Origin of the sequence: Methanobrevibacter sp. (assembly GCF_045114555.1) — an archaeon.
Classification (GTDB): domain Archaea; phylum Methanobacteriota; class Methanobacteria; order Methanobacteriales; family Methanobacteriaceae; genus Methanobrevibacter.
The window spans coordinates 113,604-139,177 of sequence record NZ_JBGUKT010000022.1; the positions used below are offsets into that span (position 1 = coordinate 113,604).

Annotated in this window: 25 protein-coding genes and 1 pseudogene; 4 read left to right on the plus strand and 22 right to left on the minus strand. The window is 32.0% G+C overall.

All coding sequences use genetic code 11. The features are described from left to right. Window positions 1–96 precede the first annotated feature (96 nt). Window positions 97–1,761 carry an AMP-binding protein gene (locus tag ACJMLB_RS05565; protein WP_405324368.1) on the plus strand — a complete coding sequence of 555 codons (1,665 nt, stop codon included), beginning with the start codon at window positions 97–99 and terminating at the stop codon, window positions 1,759–1,761. Window positions 1,762–1,880: 119 nt separating this feature from the next. On the opposite strand, the gene ACJMLB_RS05570 is transcribed toward ACJMLB_RS05565, so the two are convergent. Then, on the minus strand, window positions 1,881–2,474 hold the full coding sequence (locus ACJMLB_RS05570) for a CatB-related O-acetyltransferase (protein WP_405324370.1): 594 nt from the start codon (window positions 2,472–2,474) through the stop codon (window positions 1,881–1,883). A gap of 278 nt (window positions 2,475–2,752) precedes the next feature. Here ACJMLB_RS05570 and ACJMLB_RS05575 point away from each other — a divergent pair, with 278 nt between their 5' ends. After that, a complete protein-coding gene (locus tag ACJMLB_RS05575; protein ID WP_405324371.1) occupies window positions 2,753–4,210 on the plus strand; it encodes a dihydrolipoyl dehydrogenase family protein in 1,458 nt (485 codons plus the stop codon). A 115-nt stretch (window positions 4,211–4,325) separates the two neighbouring features. Here the strand turns inward: ACJMLB_RS05575 and ACJMLB_RS05580 are convergent, their stop codons facing one another. Continuing rightward, the gene (locus ACJMLB_RS05580) at window positions 4,326–5,159 is read right to left on the minus strand and encodes a PfkB family carbohydrate kinase (protein WP_405324373.1); all 834 of its coding nucleotides are present in this window, start codon (window positions 5,157–5,159) and stop codon (window positions 4,326–4,328) included. 232 nt (window positions 5,160–5,391) lie between these two features. Here ACJMLB_RS05580 and ACJMLB_RS05585 point away from each other — a divergent pair, with 232 nt between their 5' ends. Continuing rightward, on the plus strand, window positions 5,392–5,928 hold the full coding sequence (locus tag ACJMLB_RS05585; protein WP_405324375.1) for a YgjV family protein: 537 nt from the start codon (window positions 5,392–5,394) through the stop codon (window positions 5,926–5,928). Window positions 5,929–6,007: 79 nt separating this feature from the next. On the opposite strand, the gene ACJMLB_RS05590 is transcribed toward ACJMLB_RS05585, so the two are convergent. Then, the gene (locus ACJMLB_RS05590) at window positions 6,008–6,958 is read right to left on the minus strand and encodes a bile acid:sodium symporter family protein (RefSeq protein WP_405324377.1); all 951 of its coding nucleotides are present in this window, start codon (window positions 6,956–6,958) and stop codon (window positions 6,008–6,010) included. A 127-nt stretch (window positions 6,959–7,085) separates the two neighbouring features. On the opposite strand from ACJMLB_RS05590, the gene ACJMLB_RS05595 reads away from it, so the two are divergent. Continuing rightward, a complete protein-coding gene (locus ACJMLB_RS05595) occupies window positions 7,086–7,517 on the plus strand; it encodes a hypothetical protein (protein WP_405324379.1) in 432 nt (143 codons plus the stop codon). Between the two features lie 113 nt (window positions 7,518–7,630). On the opposite strand, the gene ACJMLB_RS05600 is transcribed toward ACJMLB_RS05595, so the two are convergent. The 19 genes and pseudogenes from ACJMLB_RS05600 to rrp4 form a co-directional block, all read right to left on the minus strand. Beyond that, complete coding sequence (locus ACJMLB_RS05600) at window positions 7,631–10,300, minus strand: heavy metal translocating P-type ATPase (protein ID WP_405324381.1); 2,670 nt, start codon at window positions 10,298–10,300, stop codon at window positions 7,631–7,633. 62 nt (window positions 10,301–10,362) lie between these two features. Continuing rightward, on the minus strand, window positions 10,363–10,746 hold the full coding sequence (locus ACJMLB_RS05605) for an ArsR/SmtB family transcription factor (protein ID WP_405324382.1): 384 nt from the start codon (window positions 10,744–10,746) through the stop codon (window positions 10,363–10,365). A gap of 474 nt (window positions 10,747–11,220) precedes the next feature. Continuing rightward, window positions 11,221–11,916 carry a HisA/HisF family protein gene (locus ACJMLB_RS05610; RefSeq protein WP_405324384.1) on the minus strand — a complete coding sequence of 232 codons (696 nt, stop codon included), beginning with the start codon at window positions 11,914–11,916 and terminating at the stop codon, window positions 11,221–11,223. 110 nt (window positions 11,917–12,026) lie between these two features. After that, window positions 12,027–12,650, minus strand: coding sequence for a metal-dependent transcriptional regulator (locus tag ACJMLB_RS05615; protein WP_405324386.1), 624 nt, complete (start codon window positions 12,648–12,650; stop codon window positions 12,027–12,029). A 69-nt stretch (window positions 12,651–12,719) separates the two neighbouring features. Then, a complete protein-coding gene (locus ACJMLB_RS05620; RefSeq protein WP_405324388.1) occupies window positions 12,720–12,929 on the minus strand; it encodes a hypothetical protein in 210 nt (69 codons plus the stop codon). Window positions 12,930–13,010: 81 nt separating this feature from the next. Further along, window positions 13,011–15,038: a ferrous iron transport protein B gene (gene feoB / locus ACJMLB_RS05625; protein WP_405324390.1), complete on the minus strand. Its 2,028-nt coding sequence runs from the start codon at window positions 15,036–15,038 to the stop codon at window positions 13,011–13,013. 213 nt (window positions 15,039–15,251) lie between these two features. Then, window positions 15,252–16,034, minus strand: a complete 783-nt coding sequence (locus ACJMLB_RS05630; protein ID WP_405324392.1) for a TlyA family RNA methyltransferase — start codon at window positions 16,032–16,034, stop codon at window positions 15,252–15,254. 496 nt (window positions 16,035–16,530) lie between these two features. Continuing rightward, a complete protein-coding gene (locus ACJMLB_RS05635) occupies window positions 16,531–17,727 on the minus strand; it encodes a geranylgeranyl reductase family protein (protein ID WP_405324394.1) in 1,197 nt (398 codons plus the stop codon). A gap of 287 nt (window positions 17,728–18,014) precedes the next feature. Next, window positions 18,015–18,527 carry a hypothetical protein gene (locus tag ACJMLB_RS05640; RefSeq protein WP_405324396.1) on the minus strand — a complete coding sequence of 171 codons (513 nt, stop codon included), beginning with the start codon at window positions 18,525–18,527 and terminating at the stop codon, window positions 18,015–18,017. Window positions 18,528–18,839: 312 nt separating this feature from the next. Next, window positions 18,840–19,598 (minus strand): 4Fe-4S binding protein, encoded by a 759-nt coding sequence (locus tag ACJMLB_RS05645; RefSeq protein ID WP_405324398.1) that lies wholly within the window; start codon window positions 19,596–19,598, stop codon window positions 18,840–18,842. Window positions 19,599–19,634: 36 nt separating this feature from the next. Further along, window positions 19,635–19,928 (minus strand): DUF3194 domain-containing protein, encoded by a 294-nt coding sequence (locus ACJMLB_RS05650; RefSeq protein WP_405324400.1) that lies wholly within the window; start codon window positions 19,926–19,928, stop codon window positions 19,635–19,637. An 88-nt stretch (window positions 19,929–20,016) separates the two neighbouring features. Next, on the minus strand, window positions 20,017–20,364 hold the full coding sequence (locus ACJMLB_RS05655) for a prefoldin subunit beta (RefSeq protein WP_405324402.1): 348 nt from the start codon (window positions 20,362–20,364) through the stop codon (window positions 20,017–20,019). Window positions 20,365–20,564: 200 nt separating this feature from the next. Continuing rightward, a complete protein-coding gene (locus tag ACJMLB_RS05660) occupies window positions 20,565–20,867 on the minus strand; it encodes a KEOPS complex subunit Pcc1 (RefSeq protein WP_405324404.1) in 303 nt (100 codons plus the stop codon). Between the two features lie 23 nt (window positions 20,868–20,890). Further along, complete coding sequence (locus ACJMLB_RS05665; RefSeq protein WP_295607567.1) at window positions 20,891–21,382, minus strand: Brix domain-containing protein; 492 nt, start codon at window positions 21,380–21,382, stop codon at window positions 20,891–20,893. A 243-nt stretch (window positions 21,383–21,625) separates the two neighbouring features. Beyond that, entirely contained in the window at window positions 21,626–21,757 is a 132-nt protein-coding gene (locus ACJMLB_RS05670) for a DNA-directed RNA polymerase subunit P (RefSeq protein WP_292777583.1), read from the minus strand. Beyond that, window positions 21,758–22,027: a 50S ribosomal protein L37Ae gene (gene rpl37A / locus ACJMLB_RS05675; protein WP_292788178.1), complete on the minus strand. Its 270-nt coding sequence runs from the start codon at window positions 22,025–22,027 to the stop codon at window positions 21,758–21,760. It lies immediately after the preceding gene. 504 nt (window positions 22,028–22,531) lie between these two features. Further along, complete coding sequence (gene rrp42, locus ACJMLB_RS05680) at window positions 22,532–23,323, minus strand: exosome complex protein Rrp42 (protein WP_295607563.1); 792 nt, start codon at window positions 23,321–23,323, stop codon at window positions 22,532–22,534. An 11-nt stretch (window positions 23,324–23,334) separates the two neighbouring features. Next, window positions 23,335–24,045, minus strand: coding sequence for an exosome complex exonuclease Rrp41 (gene rrp41 / locus ACJMLB_RS05685; RefSeq protein ID WP_292788180.1), 711 nt, complete (start codon window positions 24,043–24,045; stop codon window positions 23,335–23,337). A 752-nt stretch (window positions 24,046–24,797) separates the two neighbouring features. After that, window positions 24,798–25,475 (minus strand): annotated as a pseudogene (gene rrp4, locus ACJMLB_RS05690) (exosome complex RNA-binding protein Rrp4); the annotation flags it as partial. Window positions 25,476–25,574 lie beyond the last annotated feature (99 nt).

A 25,574-nucleotide genomic window follows, 5' to 3' on the forward strand; every position in this document is an offset into this window, starting at 1 on the left:
TTTGAATAATCTAACCTTTATACGGAAAGCAAATTAAAAGAAAAAAATTAAAAACAAAATATAAAACAACTAATAATTATTGAAAATGGTGAAAATATGAGTGAACTATTTACTGAACTTCCTATTGGTAAATTCTTCGAAAATATGGTTGAAAAGCAGCCGGATCATGAGTTTATCATTTATCCAGATAGAAACCTTAGATTTACTTATAAAGAATTTGATGAAAGAGTGGACAACCTTGCAAAAGGAATGCTCTCTATTGGAATTGAACCGGGAGACCGTGTAGGTATTTGGGCTAAAAACGTGCCTGAATGGTTAACATTTATGTTTGCATGCGCTAAAATCGGTGCAGCTATTGTAACTGTAAACACCGCTTACCAATCACATGAGCTTGAATATGTATTAGGGCAATCTGAAATGAAAGCGATAGGTATGACTGATGGATTTAGAGATACAAGCTACTTCGACATTATTCATGAACTTGTACCTGAAATGCTAACAAGTGCAAGAGGCAATTTAAACAGTGAAAAATTCCCTTATTTAAAATACATTATCCATGTAGGACAAGAAAAGCATAGAGGAATGTTTAACACTAACGAATTATTACTTCTAGGTATGAACTATGATGAGGAAAAGTATCAAAAGATCAAGGATGCAGTTACCCAAAATGATGTAATCAATATGCAATATACAAGCGGTACTGAAGGATTCCCTAAAGGTGTAATGCTTACAAGCCGTAACATTCTAAATGACGGTTACTACATTGGAGAAAACATGAATTATACTGAAAAGGACAAGCTTCTCTTGCAAGTGCCATTATTCCACTGTTTTGGAACTGTACTCGGTGTAATGGCTGTAATTACCCATGGTTCAACCATGGTTGTCCTTGAAGAGTATGACCCTCTCCTTGCTATCTCATCCATTCAAAAGGAAAAGTGCACTTCCATTTATGGAGTGCCTACAATGTTCATTGGTATGATGAACCATCCAATGTTTGAGATGTTTGACATGTCCTCACTTAGAACAGGTATCATGGCAGGTTCCACTTGTCCAGTTGAGACAATGAAAGATGCAATCAATAAAATGAACATGAAAGAAATTACCAGTGTATACGGTCTTACAGAAGCAGGACCTGGTTTTACTCAAACCAATGCAGCGGATACATTTGAGAAAAAAATCAATACTGTAGGAAGAAAATTCCCGAATATTGAAGTAAAAATCGTAGATCCGGAAACTGGTGAGGAACTTGGACCTGGAGAAACTGGAGAAATCATGTGCAGAGGTTTCAATGTAATGAAAGGTTACTACAACATGCCTGAAAAAACCGCTGAAACCATTGAGCCAGATGGATGGTTACACTCTGGAGACTTAGCTACTGTAGATGAGGAAGGATACTATTCCATTGTAGGGAGAATCAAGGACATGATTATCCGTGGTGGAGAAAACATCTATCCAAGAGAAATCGAAGAGTATCTCTTCACTCATGAATGTGTACAGGATGTTCAGGTAGCAGGTATTCCTGATGAGAAATACGGTGAAATCGTTGGTGCATTCATTATCAAGGAACCTGGATACGATGATGTTACTGAAGCGGATATCAGAGACTTCTGTATCGGCAGCATTGCCAGATATAAAGTTCCTAAATATGTATTCTTTGTAGATGAGTTCCCACTTACCACAAGTGGTAAAATCCAAAAATACAAATTAGGTGAGATCGGATTGAAGCTTCTTGATGAAAGAAGAGAAAGAGGAGAATTATAATTCTCCATTATTTTTTTATTTAACTTTTTTTCAAACAAATTTTTACAAAAAGCTGTAAAATTATTACCACTTATTTAAACTGAATTTTATAATTATTTATTATTATTAAATTTATAATGCTATTTTTCAAAATGCTTTAAAAACTCTTTAGGATTTTTGAAATCATTTATATATTTTTTTAACTCATCTTCTTCTAAATCCCACCATTTAGTATTTTCTAAATGCTCTGCAGTTTCTTTATCAAATCTATCTTTAATATATTTAGCGGGGACTCCTCCCCAAATCTCATATGAACCAACATCATTTGTTAAAACAGCCCCCGCTGCAATAATTGATCCATTTCCAATACGATTACAACCTGGAAGGATAGTTACATTATCTCCAATCCAAACATCATTTCCAATTTCAAGAAGTTCACGTTTTCGCTTATCTTTTTTTACCCAGCCAAATTCAGGGCTGAATGAACAAGGATGTGTTGTGATGTAATCTATTGGGTGGTTTTTTGAAATTCTTCTAAAGTTTCTACCGATACTAACATATTTACCAATCTTTAAGGGTCCATTAATATAATCATGCGCCCAACCATAAGAATTCTTTCCCGCTTCAATTTTACGATGCCTCATAAAAAGAGTTCTTAAAGTCTCAGAATGCCATTCTCCCCCTTCTTTTCTTTTTAAGTACCAAAGCAAAAATTCCCTAGTGAACCTGCTCATTTTAAATAACTTATCATAAATCATTGAAAAACACCAAATTTAAAAAATACTTTTTATAACATTTAATCAACATTTACAATTTCTAAAAAATATAATAACTCTTATAATTTTATATATTTTACTAGTTATTTAAAATTTTATTAAAAAAAATTAAAAGAAGAATAATCAAAAATAAACAAAAGTTTTTTTAAATAAATAAAACTTGAAAAACGAAAAAGATTTAAAAATAATAAATAATATGTACTATTTATCACAAATAAATATTAAGAGGAATGAATATGGATTATGATGTAATATATATTGGAAGTGGAAATGCGGCATGGCAAGGTGGCCGTTTCTTAAGAAAAGCAGGACTTAAAATATTAATCGTTGAAGAAAGCCTCTATGGAGGAACATGTGCAAACAGAGGTTGTAACTCAAAAGCGCTTCTTGACGCACCATATGAAATAAAGGCATTGGCAGATAACTTCGAAGGCTGTGGAAAATCTGGAGATTTCGATGTTGACTGGACAGCATTGATGGAATTGAAACGTAAGCGAATTGCAAATATGGCTCCTTTCCTTGATGGAAAATTTAAGGAATATGATCTTGATGTAGCTCATGGAAAGGGTATCATCATTGATGAGCATACCGTTCAAGTAGGGGAAGATAAATTTACCACTGAAAAAATAGTAATTTGTACTGGTTTAAAACCTGTTATTCCAGACATTCCTGGAAAGGAATACTTGCATGACAGCACTGACTTTTTAGACATTGACGAGCTTCCAAAGCATACAATAATCATAGGAGCAGGATTTGTAGGAATGGAATTTGCATCAATCCTTGCAGAAGCAGGCCTTGAAGCGGATGTTATCATCAGAGGAGACATGGCATTGAAATACTTCCACCAGCCATATGTTCAACATGTAATTGAAATACTTAAAGAGAAAAACATCAGATTCCATTTCAATGAAAATGTAAGTGAAATCATCAAAGATGAAAATGTAAAAATTGATAATCCTGAAGAAAAAATCCTTAATCTTGAAAATGCATTGAATACTGATGAAAAATTAAGAGATCCTGATGCCAAGTTAGACAATAAGGCTTATGAAAATGCATTTACAGTAAACTGTGAAAGCGGATTAAGCTTAACAGGAGACTATGTCATTGCAGCTATGGGTAGAGAGGCAAATGTGGAGGACATTGGTCTTGAGAATGTAGGCTTGACATATACAAAAAGAGGAATCAAGGTTAATGAATACCTTCAAACTGAAGTTCCTAATATCTATGCAAGCGGTGATGTTGCAGATAGCGGAATTGCAAAGCTTGTAACAGTTGCAATCCATCAATCCAAATACCTTGGAAAAGCATTATTGGAAGAAAATCCTGAGAAAATAGATTATCCTGTTGTTCCTGCAGTTGCTTACACCATTCCAAGAATAGCTACAGTGGGAGTTCCTGCATTTGTAGCGGAGGAAATGGATGGATATGAAGTTCATAGAATCCAATATGGTAAGTCATACTCACTTGAACTTAAAAACGATAGGACTGCTGAAGCAAAGGTTATTGTAGATAAGGATCTTCAAATAGTAGGTGCAGAAATCATTGCAGCAGATGCTGAAAATGTGGCAAATATGTTCACATTCATCATCAATCAAAAAATAAGCCTTGAAGAACTTGACCATATGATTTATGCATTCCCTTCAAGCAGTTCAGTATGTTTGTATAAATTGCATAATATACATTATGCATTTTAAATAGGAATCAATTATTTTTTTTTCCTATTTTCTTCTATTTTTAAATTTTTTTATAATTTTATAATTTTATATAATTTTTAAAATTATTTGTAATGTTTATTATTTTTTTAAAATTTTATGATTTTTTATAAGGTCCATAATTTTCCAATTTTTTACTTGCTATCATTGATGCAAAATCACCAGATTCTATTAAAGTTTTATTATTTAATATTGCTGATATATATGCAGCCATATAAGTATCGCCACATCCAGTAGCATCTACAATATTATCACATTTAACTGCATTTATTTTGATAGTTGTACCACCAACTTCAATAATTCTTGAACCTTTACTTCCATTTGTTATAACTAAGTTCGAACCTTCAAATTTTTCACTTTTTATTATGTCAAATTCACTCTCATCCATGAAAATGGTATCACTTATTTCAAAAATATAATCTAGATCATCAGATAGTTTCAATATCATCGAATTATCTTCATCCATAAATCTTAAGAAACCTTGAAGTGAAACATAGATAGGAACATCAAAAGTTTTCAGAAATTCCAAAGTGTCAATTGGAAAATCATTGCTGTTAAGTGGTGTCAAGACAAAAGCATCAATATCCTCAATATCAATTTCACATTCTTCAAAAATATTTTTCAATTCATCACTGAGTATAGGAACATTAGCAAAATTAGTTGATTGTCTTCTTATATCTAGATTATCCTTATCAGGATATTCATTAATGAAATGATGTGTTTCATCTTTTAGAATTATCTTTACTTTTGACTTATCTGGAAATTCATCCATCAAGTCAACATTGGAAGCATTCAATATTGCCAAATAATCAGTGTAAAACTCTTCATAGACAAAACTTTGGAAAAAACTGGCTCCACCTACTTTAGAGCTTTCCTTATCTTCGATTATTATTAGATCTTCACATGCTGGCCCAATTAGAATAAGTGTCATTGCAATCAATCATTATTTGTTTTAAATATAAAATTCAATTTAAAATTAATTTCATAAATATAATAAATTTTCAATTTAAAATTAATTTCTTAAATATAATAAATTTTCAATTTAAAATTATTTTCTTTTTAAAAATATATAAATTTAGTGAAAGATTAATTAGTATAAAAAAGAAATTAAAATAATATAATTAAAAACTAATTTTTGTAAAAAAACAATTATAGGTAATAGGATGGATTTTTTAAGCTTGCCCATTAACATCATCATAGGAAACATAATATCTTTTTTTGCATCAATTGCACTTATCTTAAGTTGCATTGTCAATGACAAAAGGGAAGCTTATAAGTATCAGGTTATTGAAGCGCTTATCCTTACTGTTTCTTCAGCATTTTTCCTATCATGGACTGGAATACTTACCATGCTCATTGCAGCAGCAAGGAACTACTTAGTAATGAATGAAAAGCTAAGTTCCAAATTAGCGATTATGTTCATCATAATTACCCTAATTATTTGTCCTATAATCAATACAATGGGCTTGATTGGACTTCTTCCTATGATTGGAATCATACAGCTTACCATTTGCAACTACTACTTGAAGACAATAAAATGGATTAAGGTAGCATTCATTGTGAATGTTTTGATTTATGCAATTTACTTTATAGGAATCTACGATATTGTATCATGCCTTACTCAAGTGATTACAGCAATAATTGGTTTTATTTCATTATTTAAGTTAATTAAAGATGAAAAAGAAGAAAGAATAGTTTAAAAAATAAAATAATGAATAATACTGCATTAATTGTTTGATAATAAAAAAAGAAAATATTTGAAGAGAGAATGCTTAAGAATTACTCTTCATTACTAAAATATTTTGTAAAGACATATGCAAGAATTGATCCTGAAAAGTTTTGCCATACTGAATATAATGCTCCAGGAACTGTTGCTAAAGTCAAAGCTGGGAAATGTGTTTTTGCGAGACTTGTAGACAATCCTGAGTTCTGGAAAGCAAGTTCAATAGCAATGGTAACCATCTGTTTTCTCTTCATTCCAGACAAGTAACCTACTGCAAATCCTAAAAGCATTGCTACGAAATATTGCAAAACGATTGCAGCAATTATTACAAGAGATGAACTGATTATTGCTTCCTTGTTTGCTCCAATGACTCCTGCAACGATTATTGCAATAACAACAGAAGACAATGCAGGCAAATAATCCTTCAATTTCTCACAAAAGTCTGGGAATTTATAGTTAAGGAACAATCCTAAAGCAATTGGAATTATTACAATCTGCACAATTGAAATGAACATGTCAACTGGATTGAACGCTATTGTATTTCCAATTAGAAGCAATGTGATTATTGGGGTTAAGATAGGTGAAATAACTGTGGAAACTGCAGTGAGTGAAACTGAAAGCGCCACATCACCTTTTGCTAGAAATGTGATTACATCAGATGCTGTTCCTCCAGGAACTGTTCCAACAAGAACAAGCCCTACAGCCAATGCCTCATTTAAAGATAAGGTGCTTGCAATTGCAAATGCTATCAATGGCATTAACAGATATTGGGCACTGACCCCTAACAAAATCTCTTTAGGCCTTTTAAATACATTTACAAAGTTTTCTATTTTTAATGTTGTACCCATTCCAAAGAGGATTACCCCTAAAAGAACATTAATAACATTTATTCCCATAAACTCTTCCATAACCCAATTGAATGAATTTGGAATGATTACAGCAATTACAACTGCAATAAGAATGATTATAAAAAAATATTTTTCAACCAATTTAAAAATTCTTTTCATAACTTTAATATTTGTTAAATCTATAAATAAATGTTTATATTAAACGATAAAAGGCAAAACACATTAAAATAAAAAAAATTCTCTTAACTGCACTAAACTTAAATATTTTTAAAATTAATATATTACCATGACTTTCATGAATGATAATGCAAATATAAAACAGTTCCAATTGATCAAATTCCTAAATGAAAACGTCAATGATGATCATGTGATATCAAGAATTTCAATTGTGCTTCGTAGAGACAAATTGGAAGCCCCTTATTATATGAATACCAAAATCAGACTCTCTTCCTGTCTTGATAATGGAGAAAAGGGACTTATTCATGCAATGAACATATTAAATCATAGCAGAATGTACAATTTAACTGAAGAGAGATACAACGAAATTAAATCATTGATTTTGGATACATTTGAGAACAATCAATCTGAACAAGTTGAATTCTCTAAAAATGATAAACAGATCAAAATAGCTATAATGTCTAAAAACGATGCGGAATTCAAGAATCTTTTTGAAAGCTATCAGGAACTTTTTGAAAAAATAGATAATTTGATTGATTAGAAAATCCATTATAATAAAAAAAGAATATAAAAATAATAAAAAAGGAATATAAAAATAATAAAAAAGAATAAAAAAGTAGATAATTGGCCATAATGACCAATTATAAATTTTTTCTAGAATAAAGGATCTTTTACTCTAGCTATCCTAAATGAATTAAGTATAACCACCAAAGTTAATCCCAGGTCACCAATACCAACAGACATCATTAAAGTAATTAAACCTAATATCGCAAGGATTACAAAGAGAGCCTTTACGAAAATGGATAGTGAAATGTTTTGTTTAATAATATTCATTGTCTTTTGGCTTAAACTGAATAGGTAAGGCAACTTACTAATGTCATCCTGCATTAGAGCCACATCAGCGGTTTCAATAGCCACATCTGAACCTACCGCACCCATTGCAATACCGATGTTTGCACGTGCCAATGCAGGTGCATCATTGATACCGTCTCCAACCATAGCTACATCACCAAACTTGTTACGGATAGTGTCAAGAATATTCAACTTATCCTCAGGTAAAAGGTCAGAATAGACATAGTCAAGCCCTATTTCATTTGCAACCTTATTTGCAGCCATCTTATTGTCACCGGTAAGCATAATGGTTTTTATACCTTGGTCCTTAAGATCCCTTATTACATCTTGGGCATTGTCTCTTATTTTGTCAACTACAGTCAATCCTGCAATGACTCCTTTTTCATCACCAATGAATACCAAAGTTTTACCTTCAGCAGTGTACTTATTGATTTCCTCTCTTGAAACATTGAACTCGCTTCCTTCAATCAATGACTCATTTGCGGCATAGTAGCGTTTTCCATCAACGGTACCGACAATTCCCTTACCCGGAATGTTCTTGAAGTCTTCAATCTCATCAAAGCTTATTTCATTAATGCCTGCATAATCAACGATTGCCTGAGCGATTGGGTGAGATGAACTGTGTTCCAATGAAGCAGCAATTCTTACAATCTCCTCTTCACTGTAAGCATCATCTAAAACATTTATATCGCTTAATGCAAGCTTTCCTTCAGTTAAGGTTCCTGTCTTATCGAAGATAACCGCTTTAACGTTACGCATTTCCTCTACATAGGTACTTCCCTTAATGAGAACTCCCTTTCTGGTAGCTGAAGTGATAGCAGACACCATTCCTATTGGGGTGGATATTAAGAATGCACAAGGACATGAAATTACCATAATTGAAAGTGCCTTATAGACCCAATCCACCAAGTTCTGACCGAAGAAGAGTGGAGGTATAAATGCTACACAAGCAGATATTACTATCATTAAAGGAGTGTAATATTTGGAAATACGTTCAACCAATGTTTCTGTAGTGGATCTGTTTAATTGTGACCTTTTTACAAGAGTTACAATTTTGGAAATAACTGAATCCTTAGCCTCTTTGGTAACCACCATTTCGAGATATCCATCTTCATTTACAGTACCTGAAAAGACCTCATCACCGACTGTTTTGGTAACAGGAAGACTTTCACCTGTGATTGATGCTTGATTTATAGCTGAGGTACCATGTATAATATTTCCATCTAAAGGAACCTTGTCTCCAGGTCTGATGATAACAATTTCACCGATTTTTACTTGGTCAACATTACGAACTTCCTCTCCATCGTCAACTTTAACCCTTGCAGTTTCTGGAGCCAATTCAACCAATGACTTAATTGAACGTTTTGCACGAAGTTCTGCATAATCCTCTAGGAATTCAGCTATATAGTATAATAATGCAACTGCTGCACCCTCTTCACCATGACCGATGATAAATGAAGCTATACATGCAATCACCACAAGAAGTGCAGGTCCGATGGTATGACGTTTTACAAGTGAGTTATAAGCCATTACAGCTATTTCATAACCTGCTATAAGAGCAGCAATCATGTAGATTATTGTTACGATGGTCATGTCAAATGACAAGTATTCAAGTATATGTCCTGCTATAAAGAGGATTCCGCTTGAAACCATGATTTGAATAGGTCTGTTTGAGAGTAGAGGTTTTCCTTCTGCAATAAGGTCTCCATCCCCATGGCTGTGGTCGTGTCCATGTCCGTGGTCATGATCATCATCTGCACAATCAGGGCACGCACAAAGTGAAAAATCGTCATCATCATGGTCATGATGGTGATGATCATGGGCATGGTCGTGTCCATGGTCATGATGGTCATGCTCATGCTCATGGCTATGAGAATGGTCATGCTCATGACAAGTGCAATCAGGGTCTTCACAAGAATCTCCAACTACTTTTGGACTATGTTCGTGCTCATGCTCATGACCGTGGTTATGTTCATGGTCATGATCATGATGGTCATGCTCATGCTCGTGATTATGCTCTTCTTCATCATGACAATCATCGTCATCACATCCACATCCACAAGACTCATCATGATGCTCTTCCTCATGTTCATGTTCATGTTCATGGTCGTGCTCATGATTATGGTCATGGTCATGATGTTCATGTTCATGATGATGTTCATGACTATGATTATGGTCATGATGATGTTCATGATTGTGGTCGTGATTATGGTCATGGTCATCATCTGCACAATCAGGGCATCCGCAAAGACTTATATCAACATCTTCATCATAATCTATCTCTTCACTATGATCAAAAACACTCAAATCTGTGCTTTCTTGATAATCCCTCAATAGCTGTTTTTTGTAATGTTCCTCATTAGTACATTTCTCATCAGTACATTCAGGGTCAAAGCAAATGTAATTATAATGCTCTGGATTGTAACATTCTTCATCATTACAATCTGGATCATAACATCTATTTTCTACCATTTTAGACACCTTAAAAATAAATAAATTAAAATTAAAAGTTTAATTGAAGAATATCCACTATATTATTCATTCAAATGTTCCAAACCCATCTTATAAATCATTTCCACATGAAGGTCAGTTAATGAATATCTTGCCTGTTTTCCTTCCTTCTCAAATTTAACAATATTATGCGCCCTTAATATCCTTAATTGATTAGACACTGCATTTTGATTCAATCCTAATGATTCACATATGTCACATACACATAAATCCTCATAGCTCAAAAGGGAAATTATCTTGAGCCGGGTCGGATTTCCGAAAATCTTAAAGAACTCTGAAAGGTCAGAATACTCATCATCCGCTAAAATATGCTTTTTAGCTCTTTCTATTGAATCTTCATGAGGATGATAGATTTCACATACATCATCATGATTATTTTCTTCATTTTGTGAATTTTGATTTTTCATTTGGAACACCTTTTTATAATTATAGTATAACATGTCAACATATTTAAATGTTTTCATATCATGATATTATGATATGTTATTAAAAAAATATTGAAAAATGCTAAAAAGTAATAAAAAGTAGAAAAAATAGAAAAAATAGAAAAAAAGAAAAGAGTTAAAAAAATTTAACTATATGAAAAATGGTAAAATAAAGAATGGTCCTATAGCTGCAAGAAGGAAAAGACCTATGCCTAAAGCAGCAATATGCTTTTGTTCATCCATTATTCCATTAATGATTAATAAAATACTGAAAAATCCTAATATTAAGGGTAAGATATGAGAAAATATAATAATAAATCCATTTGCCATTATATCACATAAATACTTTTTCAATTATATAATAATTTATTTCATTTAATATTTAAATTTAAGCAGAAAAAAATAGCTAAAAAAAGAAAAATATAAAAATTATTAAATTAAAACAAAGAAGAATTATTAGAAAATTGTAATATCTATTTCTCCTTTATGTAAAGCAGTTCCAACCAAAGCCTTTTTAATTCCCAATTCATTGATTAAAGGAATTTCCTCTTTAGTGATTCCACCCCCTAAAATAATTTTATCCTTAAATTCATCAAATCTCTCAAACAATTCCTTATTGAATCCTGCTTCTGTACCTACTGATGAAATATCAAGCAAAATAATTTCATTAGGGTCGATTTTTCTTAAGACTTCCTTAAATCCTTCCAAGTCCAAATCCATATGTTTAGTGTAGAGTTCATTGTTTTTCACATCCACACTTACGATAATTCTTTCCTTAGGATACTTTTCAAAGATTTTCTCAAGCTCTTCAATTGATTCAAGGGTTTCAGTAGCTACAATAATCTTATAAGCAAAATCAAGCATGAATTCAAATGTTTCAAGATTATCCACACCTACATCCACAATAACAGGCAAGATAGTATTTACTTCCTTTATCTTATAGATGTTATGATTCCCATTTCTTTCAATAAGGTCTAAATCAGCAATATACATCTCTTTTGCATTAGCCCTTTTTAATGAGTTAGCTATTTCTACAGGATCAGATGAAGATGCATAAATGGTTTGCAAAGGAGTGTAAGTTTCTCTATTGCCGCTTTTACCGGATACAGCAATAGAATTCATTAAATCTAAAACAGGAATAATCTCTAACATATTTTCACCTTAAATTGAATAAATGCATTTGATAAATCTTTATCATACTTTTTTTATCATACTTTAATATAAACTAATTAAAATTAAAATTTTTTTAAATTAATTATAAATTATTCATCTAATTTTATAAATATTTCGTTAGCCAATTCCTTATCTACAGCCAATTGAGTGTTACCCAATTGGAACACATAATTAGGGAACTTCTGAATTAAACAAATTCTAGAACCTGGAATAAGTCCTAAATTCATGATTTTTCTTAATTTACGAGCATCTTCTGTTTTGATGTGTGAAACTTCACCGGATTCTCCACTGTGACAAGAAACTAAAGGTACTGAATACTCGTTTCCCAAATCATTATCACTATCCCCTTTAGGAATTGGATTGTTGTGAGGACAGTTTTCAGGGTTTCCCAAGATTCTGCATATATTGTCTTCAACCTCTTCACTCATGACATGCTCAATCTGGTCTGCCAACTCTTCCATTTCCTCCATATCAGCTAAAAACAAGTCTGCCACTACCTTTTCTGCAATCCTATGTTTTCTAACCAATGACCTTCCCAAACGTTCTCCATTTTCAGTTAAGTTAACAAAGCCATCATCAATATTGACATATTCCTTCTTAGCCAATAGTTCAATATCTCCCTTATTAAATTCATCAATGACCAATTTCTCTTCCTTTTCAAATTCTCTAACCCAAATATCACGCAAATAATGTTCAATCTCACTTTTTTCCATTTTAAACACCAATTGTTAGAAACTATTTAATCATGCTTTTAATCTATTTAAACACCAAATTGTTAGAAACTATTTAATCATGCTTTTAATCTTTTTAAAACTGTCTTCTATAAACTTATATGATTTGGATTCAGGCAGAATCTCATATCCGCAATTGGGACATTTCACTGTTTTGCAATTGATAGGGCATGAATCACAGCTGATTCCATCACACTTTTGAAATGTGAAACCACAGAATTCACATTTTACTATTTGGTCTTTATTATCATTTTCTTCCATTTCAAAACACCTATCAATCTTAAAACGTTTAAAATCCTAAATAATTATAAAATCATATCGAAAAGAACAAATCCTTAATAATTATAAAACCACATTCAAGCTAGTCAATATGAAGTTTACGATAAAACCCATTGTAAATGCAAGAACTATGCTCATTACAGCAATCAAACCAGCTAATTTAACACCTCTTTCCTTAATCATAATCATCAATTGAGCTACACAAGGCAAGAACAAAGTCAATGTTACAGAAGCAACAAGCAATTGAACTCCTGTCAATTGATTCTGAATTGTCATAAGTCCTGCTGCACCAAAGTCTCTTCTAAAGAATCCTAGCACAAATGAGGAACTTGTTGAAGTTGGAAGGCCAATCGCATTGACAACAGGGCTGATGCATGCAATGATCCATTGGAAAATTCCGCATAAGTCAAGAGCCCAGATGATTACACTGATCAATATGAATATTGGAATCAATTCCTTGATATACATTACAAGACGTGTCCAAGTCTTTTTAGCAATATGGGACAATTTAGGCCATCTTAAAGGAGGCAATTCCATAAAGAAGCTTGGCTGTGCCCCTGGAACAAATCTTTTTGCAAGGAAACCTATGACAACAAAGTTGAATAAGATTACCAAAAACCAAATCCATATTGCATTTTGATGTTGGGATAAGAGCGCCATAATAACTCCCAATTGTGCAGAACAAGGAATTGTAAGTGCCATAAGCATTGTAGCGATATTACGCTCCCTTCTTGTTTCAAGTGTTCTTGTCACCATTGTTGCCATACTTCCACAACCAACTGCAAGGACAAATGGAATAACGCTTCTTCCACTCAAACCGATTTTCTTAAATCCATTATCCACTAGGAGAGCAAGCCTTGGAAGGTATCCGCTATCTTCAAGTATTGAAAATACAATGAAGAAAAGTGATACAATAGGGAGGATAATCCCGAATCCATAGGTTAAACCAAGGGTGACGATACCATATTCACCAACAAATAGGTTTTGAATCGGTACCCAAGGAATATACTGAACAACAATGGCAGTCACCGCAGGGTTAATGTACTGGCCAAAAATGGTATTTTCCAAAAAGTCTACAAGAATGCCTGCTCCAAGCACTCCAACTATCAAATAAAGTCCAAAGTAGAGTACACAAGCAAGTATGATAAGTCCGTAAATCGGATGAATCATTATTCTGCTTAATTTTTCACCTAAGCTATCCTTATCCTGAACATTTACACTATCTATTGTTGTGTAGTTTGATTTGATGTGCTTAGCATAATCAGCAAGCCTAAGTTTTGTCAGATACTTGACCGGTTGGTCAAACTTGGCTTTTTGAGCATCAATAATCTTTGATAAGAGAGCATAATCTTCCTTCTCTTTTACAAGGTTTTCACTGTCTTCATCACCTTCAAGGAGAGAAACAGCCAAATATCTTTTAGAAACCGGATAAGATCCCTTAATGTTATTCTTTATCTCAGAAATGGCTATTTCAATAGACCTTCCATAGTCTACATCCAATAAAGTTTTTGATTCGCTTAATATTTGATTTTCAATTGAATCATAGTTGACGATTGTATGTTTTAATTCTTCCAATCCCCTGTTTTCTGCAGCAGCAGTCAAGACAATAGGAATTCCAAGCTCATGTGACAAGCTTTCAGCATCAACGCTTGCTCCAATCTTTTCAAGCTCATCCATCATATTTAAAACTAAAATCACTTCTTTTCCTGCATCAATCAACTGCAAAGTAAGGTCAATTGACTTTTCAATGTTCTTAGCATCCACTACATGAACCATCAAGTCAAACTGTTCATCTAAAACCAACAATTTAGCTACTCTTTCCTCTTCTGTGATTGTATTTAAATCATAAAGTCCTGGAGGGTCAGTTATATGGACTGTCTTGTTTTCATAGGTGAAATTACCCTCATCGATATCCACTGTGGTTCCAGGGTAATTTGAAACCATTGCAGTCATACCAGTCAATTTATTGAATGTTAAACTCTTCCCTACATTAGGACTTCCTATTAAAAGAACGTTTTTGTAGTATGCTTTATCATTATTGATTGATTTATCATCCTCTGAATCAATCTTAGAATTAGTATCCTTCCCCATTTTTACCTTCTCAAAAATTGAATTAAACTACATTATAACTTTTACCTAAAACTGATATTATCTCATAGTATTGAATAAAACCAGATAATATAAGTCTATTGATTTATTTACTTACTTAATAATGCATATATGTAAAAAATAGACTTAACCATAGTTTAAAAAGAAATTAGGTAAACCTAAATAATATTTTATTTCCTAATTATATAAATATTTCTATAAAAAAGCTTTATCTACAACATCATCTACATCAATTTCATAAGATTCTACATTTCTCTTGAAATGAGCCAAATATTCGATATTGCCATTTTTTCCTTGAATCTTGGAAACATCAAGACCAATTATGCTGTAATCGTATTTATTAAAATAACTTATTATATCAAGAATAACATCCTTATGGACTTCCTTATCATTGATGATTCCCTTGTATTTATCAGCTATTTCCTTACCACATTCAAATTGAGGCTTTATGAGAAATACCAATTCAAAATCCCCATCCTCCAAGGATATCCTATCTATAATATGCTTTAAGGAAATGAAGGACACATCAGATACTATAAGATCTATGCCTTCAAACAGATTGCTTGTGGCGTTCTTAAAATTCAATTGCTCATGAAGTTCAACCCTTTCATCATTCCTTAATGAATCTGCCATCAAATCAGTTCCAACATCAATTGCAACCACCCTTTTTGCACCATACCTTAATGAGCAATCTGTAAATCCTCCTGTAGATGATCCGATGTCCATAATACTTTTTTTATTCAATTCCAAATCAAATGAATCTATTGCACCTTCAAGCTTTAATCCTGCCCTTGAAACATACCTTATGGAACTGCTATCGATAATTTCGACTTTATCATTATCCTTAACGCTATAACTTGCTTTAGTAATTATATTGTCATTTACTTTTACAGACCCAGATTTGATCAGTTCCTTTGCTTTAGTTCTGGAATATGTAAAGTTATTATTCACCAAATATCTGTCTAATCTTTCCTTCATCAAAACACCGATAGAAAACTCATAAATTTGTACCAACAATAATAGTTTGTTTATTGTATATATTAAAACTGATGTATGTAAAAATAATTGATTAAAAAAATCATAACGATTAAAAAAAAAAACAGAATGGAGAAATAGTATAATAATAAGAATTGGTTAAAATAAAACTGGAAAATCAGATAGAATGAATGAATAAATAAAAAAATAAAATGGGGGAGAAAAAGAAAAGAGAATTCATCTCTTTTCTTATTCATATTGTGTTTAAAAATACTAGCTAAGATTAAAAATAAAGAGAATGAACCCTTAAACTTATTTTATACTTTATAGTATATAAAGTTTACTTGAAAAATAATAAAATTTAATTGATTTGAATAAAATTTAAAAAAAATTATAAAAATATGAAGAATGTAAAAAAATTCAAAAATAAGCAAATATTTTATAAATATTAGAAAAATAAAAATGAAAATAAAAATAATTAAAAAAGATTTGAATATATCTAAAATATGACTTTAAATAACTTTGTAAACTTCAAGGCAAGACGAGGAGATATTTTTAAAAATACTTTTAAAATGTCCTTTGGAGCCATATTCTTGTAATCAAGCCCGACGAAAGCATGAATAATCTGATTCAAATCATTATCACTTAAAGAAAGAAATACCTCATGAGCAATAAGTAATTTAGGAATAGCACCTTGAGTGTATTCATCATACAAAACTTCATATTCCTTTAGTCTTTCCGCTGAATAATCCTTGTCCCTTATAGCTCTAGCTGCCACTTGGCCTGCAGTCTTTCCTCCAAGCATGCCCAAAATTATTCCACCACCAGTGATAGGATCTACTTGACCTGCTGCATCACCGCAAACCAATAGGTTATCGCTGTATATTTGGCCAATCAGACCACCAATTGGGTCTCCACCAACATTCAGTTCAACTGCCTTTGCATTTTTCAAAGGAGGATATGATTCAATGAATTCATTTAAGTAGTCAATGGCTGGCCTTTTGCTTGCAGAAGATATTGCAATGCCAACATTTGCAATGTCATCTCCCTTAGGAAATATCCATGCATAGCCACCATTTGCAAAAGCGCCTAAATGAAGCTCAACCAAGTCCATCCTTTCACAATCGACTCCAGCCATTTCATATTGAACTCCAGACATCATTTGCTGTGGCTTTTTAGTGGAGTTTATGCCAAATGCCTTGGCCACTCGAGATTCAGGACCATCTGCAGCAATTACTATGCGAGCCTTTATTTCAATGATTTCTCCCATATGTTCACAGTCAATTACATAAAATGAAACATCGGAATCCTCATCTTTCATAATGGATTTTGCTAATGTCTTAACCATTATTTTAGCACCTGCTCTTGCAGCATCCATAGCCATATACTTATCAAAGACCTTCCTTTCAATGATATATCCCTTTTCTGGCAGCACTGTCTCATCAAGAGTCAATCTTGTTTTATCCGGTGCAATAATAGCTCCCCCATTGATTCTCTGAACAGCCCATTGTGGATTCGGTTCAATCTCAAGCCATTTAAGCCCATGGTCATAAATGCCTTCTGCACATCTTTTAGGAGTCCCTATTTCTGACTTCTTATCTATCAATATTACGCTTGCCCCTCCTAAAGCAGCATGTTTAGCTGCAGCAGAGCCAGCAGGACCTGCACCAATTACTAAAACATCAGTTTCCATCATAATTATCATCAAAATCAATGCATTTTTTTAACTAAAGTCTCTAGTCTAAAATTTAGAACATATAATATTTAAGAAAATGTAATATTTAAATTTTTAGAAATTTAATCCCTTAAAAATTCTAAAATTATATAAAAAAATTAAAAAAATTAAAAAAATGAAGAAGTAGAAATTAATTAAAAAACCCCCAAATATTAAATTATAAAATTATAAACTTAAAAAAAAAGTAAAAAAAGTAAAATTATGGGTTTAATCATTTTAAAACCCACAGTTAATACTTAAAATAAAAATTAAGCCTTTACTGCATCAGATATAAATTCTTTTTCAGATGCTGAAACAACAACCAATTTATCATCTTTTGCATATGCAAAAGTATAGTACGGATAAGTTGTAATGGTATAAATGTAATTACCGCTTACAAATCTGGTTACATTTTGAGGGTGATACTCCAAATAACCAGCAACTCCATTTATGGTTTCACTATTCCCCCCATAATGACGAGCTGTGTCATCAGTTGCCTTATGGCTAGGGTTTTTAGAAACGCTTAATGAAAGTGTATCATTATCTTTTTTATAATTCTTTATCTCTGAGAAATAAGCTATATTATCAACAGTCTTGTTATATTTTGTTGTGGTGTTTCTTACAACTTCTTCAAATCCATCAGGAACATTGAAATTGACTCCATCCACAGTAACGGTATTTCCACCACCCAGGAGACTTCCAAGATCAAAAGCATTGACCGCTCCTATACTCACAATAGCTAAAATCGCTACAATAAATATAGCAAATAGTTTTTTATTCATTTTAAACACACCTTAATCCATTGTAATGATATTTATATCATATTTAATTAATAAAATTTTTCATTTAATTAGGCATTTATTTAATAATTTTTAATTAAATAATTATTTTGTTAAGAAATTAAAATTATTTAATTGTAATATAAGATTAATAGAAGAAAATTTTTAAAAAATATTCAAATATACAAATTTAATTTTTTAAAAATTAATAATAAAAATAAAAAGATAAAATAGATAAAAAAAGGAAGGAAGTGAAAAAAGATAAAAAAAGTAAAAAGATGATGAATAAAAAAATAAAATGAAAAGACATTGAATCTAATAATAGAATTCAGGCTCTTTTCTTTCTGCATTTGCACTTTCAAATGCTGGCTTTTTAGCTTCAAATGCTTCTCCAGTGAAAGCTCTAGCATTTTCAGGACAAATGTTAATGCATGAAGTGCATCTTGTACATACGTCAAGGTCTACATCAGCAGGGTCATCATCTGGAATGGCTTTCTCCGGACAAACACCTACACATTCAAGACAGAATACACATTTGCCTTCATCACAGCTTAGAACAAATGGAAGCTGTTTATAATCAACATATGGCCTGTTTCCCGGAATATCAGATTCCAATGAATCTCCATTTTCTATTTTTTCAATACACTTTTGAGCAAACTCATTGATCTTTTCAATGTCTGACTCATCAGGTCTTCCAATAGCTACACCTTCAAAGATTGAATGATGGCTAATAGTTGACGCTGCTGCAATTACATCAAAACCATTTTCCTTCAATAAGTCAACAAGTTCAATCAATGCATCAGTTACATGTGCATTTCCATAATTTACAACAGCTATTGCTTTTGTATTGTCTCCAGTTAACTTGGATAATCTTGCTCTTGCGGTTTTTGGAATTCTTCCTGCAAAAACAGGCATTCCAACAACAATAATATCATCTGATTCAAATTTCTTTTCATCATTGAAATACAATAAATCACAAACAACATTTTCATCATTAAAATTATTAGCTATTTGACTTACAACTTTTTTTGTAGTTTCAGATGGACTGAAAAATACTGCAGTTACATTACTCATTTTTTCACCTATTTTAAATAAATCAAATTCAATTAATTATCTATAATGTTCGTTAATGTATTCATCAAGTTCTAAGTAAGACTCATCGATTACTTCATCGATTCTTTCATTAGATAAGTCGGACAACTCATCTGTATCAATTTCAATTGATGCATCTACATCAAGTTCACCATTTTCATCAGGATAGCTAATTTCAATGCTTACATCCATATCCAAAATTTCCTTTTGTGAGTTTACAGATGCTTGAATTTTTTTCTCAATAGTTTCAGATAAAAAATTTGAAATGTCTTCAAGATCATCTTCAGATAACTCTTTAAGTTTTGATACCATGTTAACACCTTAAAAAATCATTTTATACAATACGAATTAAAAAATGAAAGATAAAAAAAGAAAATAGATAAAAATTAATTTAATCTATTTATCCTTGTACTCCACCCATAGCTTGTTGGATGGTTGCTTGCATTTCTTCAAGTTTTTTCATGACTCTTTCTTCTTGACGGGCCATGGTTTGTTGTCTTAATTTAAGAGTTTCAACTTTATCTTCAAGCTCTTCTAAAGTTTCATTACGTTCAACTTTAATTAATAAGTTTCCTGCAGATTTGAATACTTCAGCTCCTTCTGGAGTCTTTTTAAGTTCTGCAAGAGCGGTTTCAGTTTCTCTTAATTGAATGTCAACATTTTGTTTTTGAATGGTTACAGCTTGAGCTTGTTGTTGTAATTGTTGGAATTGGTTTAATTGATGTTGTATATTTTGTGGAATTTCCATATTTTCACCTTTAATCTTTTTTATAATAATATTAGTTTAATTTTTAATTATTTAATATAATTAGCTAATAAATCATTATACTATAATATATTATTAGTTATATATTTAAAACTATTGATTTAGAAAATTTAAATTGATTGAAATTGAGAAATTGATTAATTTTAAAATTAGAAAACTAAAAATTAATCTCAAGCAAACAATTAGTTTTCAGTCAATTCATTTATCTCAACGGATAAGTTAATCCATTTGATAGCGGAATTGATGGACGCTCTAAAAGATGTGGCATCTTCGGCATCTATTGTGATTATGATAGAATTCTTATCCAATTTCAAATCCATAGAAGATCTGTAATCAGGAGAAGTCTCAAATTCAAGCAAAATGGAATCATAAACTATTTTAGCTTGCTTTTCTGTATCAAAATCAATTACAATATCACTGTTGATTGATTTTAGAATTTCACTTTCACTAATAAGAATCTCCCCTGGATAAAATAAATTAATCAATGATTTTAAAGCAAATAATGAATTTAATTTTCTACTATTTTTTTAACGTTTATTTGGAAATCTATTTGTTCCCCTTTCTTATTTACAAAATAGAGTATTGCAAAGTTCTTTTCATCATCATAGTCAGCATAGGATATCCTAATGTAATTTGAGTCTTGAGGCTCTGTAGTAACTTCAATCCCCAATACTTCAGCCAAAACATCCAACTCTCTTACGGTTGATCTGATTTTCAAATCCTTAGGGCTGATGTGAAGACGCTCATTTGTAGTGTTTACAGAAACAAGCAAAGCCAATTTTTCATTTGCCTCAAGGTCATAAAAGGTTAGTTTGCTTGGATTTCCCTTTATCTGATACACTAAAACAAGACTGTCATGACCTAATTGCTTAGCTTTAATAAGCAAATCCCTTAAGCTGCTTTTTCCCCTATTGGTATAATCAAATCCAAAAGCATGGGAAAAGTTCTTGCAGAATGTTCTTGTTTTCTGAGATGGTTTTCTTGATGTAGAAATAAGCATGATAATCCTCTTTTTTATAATTTAGATAAGAATTAGAAATAGATATGCATAAAATTAGTAAAAATTATAAAAAGGCTAATTTTAATATAGGCAATTAAAATTAGCAAATAGCTAAAATAACTAAATAGCTAATAAAAATAGAAAATGAAAGCAGTGATCTACTGAAGCAGTGATCAGACCGCCAAGCTAAATAGTTATTAAAGATAATTAAAGAATAATTATAAATAAAAAATTATTTAATAACTATCTTGCTTTTACAAGTTTTCTGACTTCTGGAACTTTTTTAAATAAAATCCTATATCTGCATTTAGGACATTTATTTTCCATGTAACCTTTATGGTCAACTTCAGTTCCACATTCAGGACATCTGTACAATTAGTTTCCTCCAACTACTCTTTTAATGTTACGGGTAGCAGCTTTTGCCATAGGAGTTTCAGGTACGTATGCTCCACCGGTAAAGACAGTACCACATTTTTTACATTCCCAAATTCCAGCGCTTACTCTTTTTACGTAAGGTCTGTCACATTTAGGGCAAACATGTTTCTTTTTCATGTTTTCTTCGATTTTCTTAACTTGTCTTTTTGCTTTTCTTCCGTATCTAGCACCAAATCTGCCAGTAATACCAACTTTTTTTGTTCTTGCCATTTAAAATATCTCCAGTAAAATTGAATTAATTAAATAAGTGATTAAGCTTCAACACCTACAAAGCTTAATTTTATGTATTATTTAATCCATCACATGATAAACAATAAATATGAAGTAATAAGACATACTCTTGTCTTTAATTATAAGATTAAATAAAAAGATCTACTTTACTAATTATAACCTATAAACGATAATTAAAATAAAGAGAATATTGTTAAAATTATAAAGCCATTACAGCAATTAGGCTATAAACTTAACTAATAATATAATATAGTATTTAAAAGTATATAAAGTTAATGGTTTTTAGATATTTTAATTTGAGAAAAATAGCTGTTTTTTATTTTAGATTTAAATAAATCTTTAATTTTACAATTTAACATTGAATTAAACCATTTTTTACAATAATTATATATATTGAAAGGATTTTTGAAAATAAAAATAAAATTTTGAAAATAAATTAAAAAATAAAAAATAATTAAAAACTAGTTAGGAATAGTTCCCAAACTAGTCTAAATGACTTAATAAGTCATCTTTGGTAGTGAATGCCATGTGAACAGCATCAAGGATTTCATCTCTACTTAAAGGTGCTTCTCCACCTTTTTGCATGGAACAGACATGATTTCCTTCTTCAGTAACACCAATGGTAATTCTTGCATCCAAGATTTCTTCCTCTTCTAGGGAAGGATCTAAAATCAATCCATTGCCGATTTTCACAAAGGTGGATAAAGCTAATCTATCTCTGATAGGTAAATCCATGGTTTCATCTTCAGATAAAACAACTTCATCATCAATGTATTCAGCAACAGGCAATTTGGTGTTCATTAAAGCTGCCATTACAGCAAGATTGGATGCATCAAATAAGTTTCCATCGTAATCGATTACATGTAAGTCAATGAAAAGCATCCATACTTTTTTGCCTTCTTCAATACAAAGCTTTTCTAAGTCCACTAATTCACTTTCACGGATTCCACGGTCTACAACACGTGCAAGTTCAATGGATTCAGGGCTAGGTGGACCTGGTTCAAATCCAGGAGCAGCCATTGGCAATAGTTCACAATTGGTCATTAATACACCTAAATTAGGGGTGTCTCCAAATGGTTCACCAATAGTTGGCTTTACACCTACAATAACTTGAGTGTCACCTAATCTAACTCTTGCAGAACCTTCTGCCTTATCGATCACATTAGGTTCAATGAAAATATCTCTTCTTTCATCAAAAGCTCTTCCATCAGCTCTTTTACCATCATTTATAAGTCTTGTAATACTTCTTCTAGTAATTTCTGGTACAATATCCATATTTTCACAACCTATTCAGAACTATACCTGTTTTTTAAAGCTTCATGTTGGAGTTCGCTAATTTTCATACATCCTTCCATAGCTAAATCCAAAGCTTCTTCAAATTCTTCTTCAGTTAAGTTACCATCTGCTTGAAGTAAAGTAATTTCACCAGTTCTTGGCATGATTGCAATAGGAACGTCAGCTTGTCCTTCCTTATCTTCTTTTTCAGATAAGTCCAATACAATTTGGTCATTTACCTTACCTGCAGCACAGCCCACTACAATATCCTTCATTGGAATACCTGCATCAGCTAAAGCAACAGCAGCTGCAGTGATTCCTGCACAACGGGTTCCTCCTTCTGCTTCAATAACTTCAATTGATACATCAACCATTGATCTTGGGAAAGATTCCAACATTAATGCAGGTCTGAGTGCATCAGCAGCAATTTTGGAAATTTCAGTTGATCTTCTATCTGGACCAGGTCTCTTACGGTCATCTACTGAAAATGGAGCCATATTGTATCTTACTCTAATTACACCAGTATTAGGTTTTAATAAACGTCTGATATAGGATTCTCTTGGGCCGTATACAGATGCTAAGATTTTATTTCCACCAACTTCCAAGTAAGCAGAACCATCTGCTCTTTTCAAGACTCCAGCTTCAATTTTAATTGGACGGAGCTCATCATAAGCTCTGCCGTCAGCTCTTAATTCTTTGTCATTTGAGATAATAAAAAACACCTCTTCAAAATCACATTCATAATTAACAATAATTATTAAATTTTTAATTCAACAGCTTAAATACCTCTTCCTTGTGAAATGTTTAAAGTAGGAGATTTAGAATTATCTGCACGACTTAAATCAAAAGAAGATTTATTGTTCTTTTTTTGCTCATTGATAAATTCATAGGTATCCATGAAATTAGGCTTTTTTGATTTTTCTTCCTTTTCATCATCTTCAGAATCTTCTTGGGAAGCCACTTCTTCAGCTTCCTCTTCAGGAGCTTCTTCATCTTTCACTGCATCTTCATCTTCAGAATCGTCTTCTACAGTTTCTTCTTCAGAATCCTCTAAATCTTCAGAATCTTCTTCCACGTCTTCTTCATCTTCAGAAATAGCATCAGAGATTACATCTTCCAATTCTTCATCAGAGATATCGTCTTCAAAGTCTTCGATTTCTTCTTCAGAATCCTCATCATCTAAGTCTTCCTCATCTTCGTCTTCAGAATCCTCATCATCTAAGTCTTCCTCATCGATATCTTCGTAATCTTCTGTTTCATCATTGAAGTCTTCCACATCATCTTCGAATTCCTCTTCTTCAGAATCCTCATCATCCAAGTCTTCTTCTGAGTCTTCATCAAGGAATCCTTCTTCAGCTAATTCCTTTTCAACTTCATCTCTGAAATCTTGAAGTTCAGGTTTTTTCAAGCCTTCTTCAAAAGCATCCTCTTCTTCCACTTCTTGTTCTGCTTCTTCAGCTTCTTCCTCTTCTGGAGGTAATTCACCGTCAATAAGTAAACAAAGCTTGTTTTTAATTCTGTCAGTTAAACCAGAGGTATGAGCTTCTTTTTCGATTAACTTGATAATGTTCTTGACGATTTGTTCCATGTCTTCATTACCTTTTACCCAAACAAGACCATTTTGACCGACAACAATCTTACAGCCGGTTTTATCCTTGATCATGTTAATCATGGACCCTTTCTTACCAATTAAACGAGGCACTTTAGTAGGAGCGATATCTACAATTACTCCCCCTTTGAATTTGCCCATTCCACGGCCTTTTAAACCTAATTTAACCTTTTTAACTTCATCAACATCGACGATTCTTAAGAAAAGAACATCCCCGATATCAAATACTCTACTTAATTCCTTTTTCTCTCTTCCGAATACTTCAGATGCAGGCAAAATACCAGAGTATGGTGAGTTAATGTCCACTCCCCACATTGAGAATCTGACATCATCGATTTTACCAATGACCACATCACCTTTTTTAGGAAGATATTTGCTTTTCAAAGGAATTACACTAATTTTCTTATTCCTTAAAGAAACTAAACCTAAGAGTTTGGAACAAATTTTTCCATCATCTTCAAAGGTTCCTCTTCCTGGATAATAATCATCCTCTGCTAATAATTCTCCAGGAACAACTAAATCTTTTTCATTCACATATATCATACATATACTTCCCATAAGAGTATATTAAATTCAACTACACACCTAAATTAAAACACCTATAAGTTAATCCAATTAGTCTCTTATTCTCTAATCAAATTA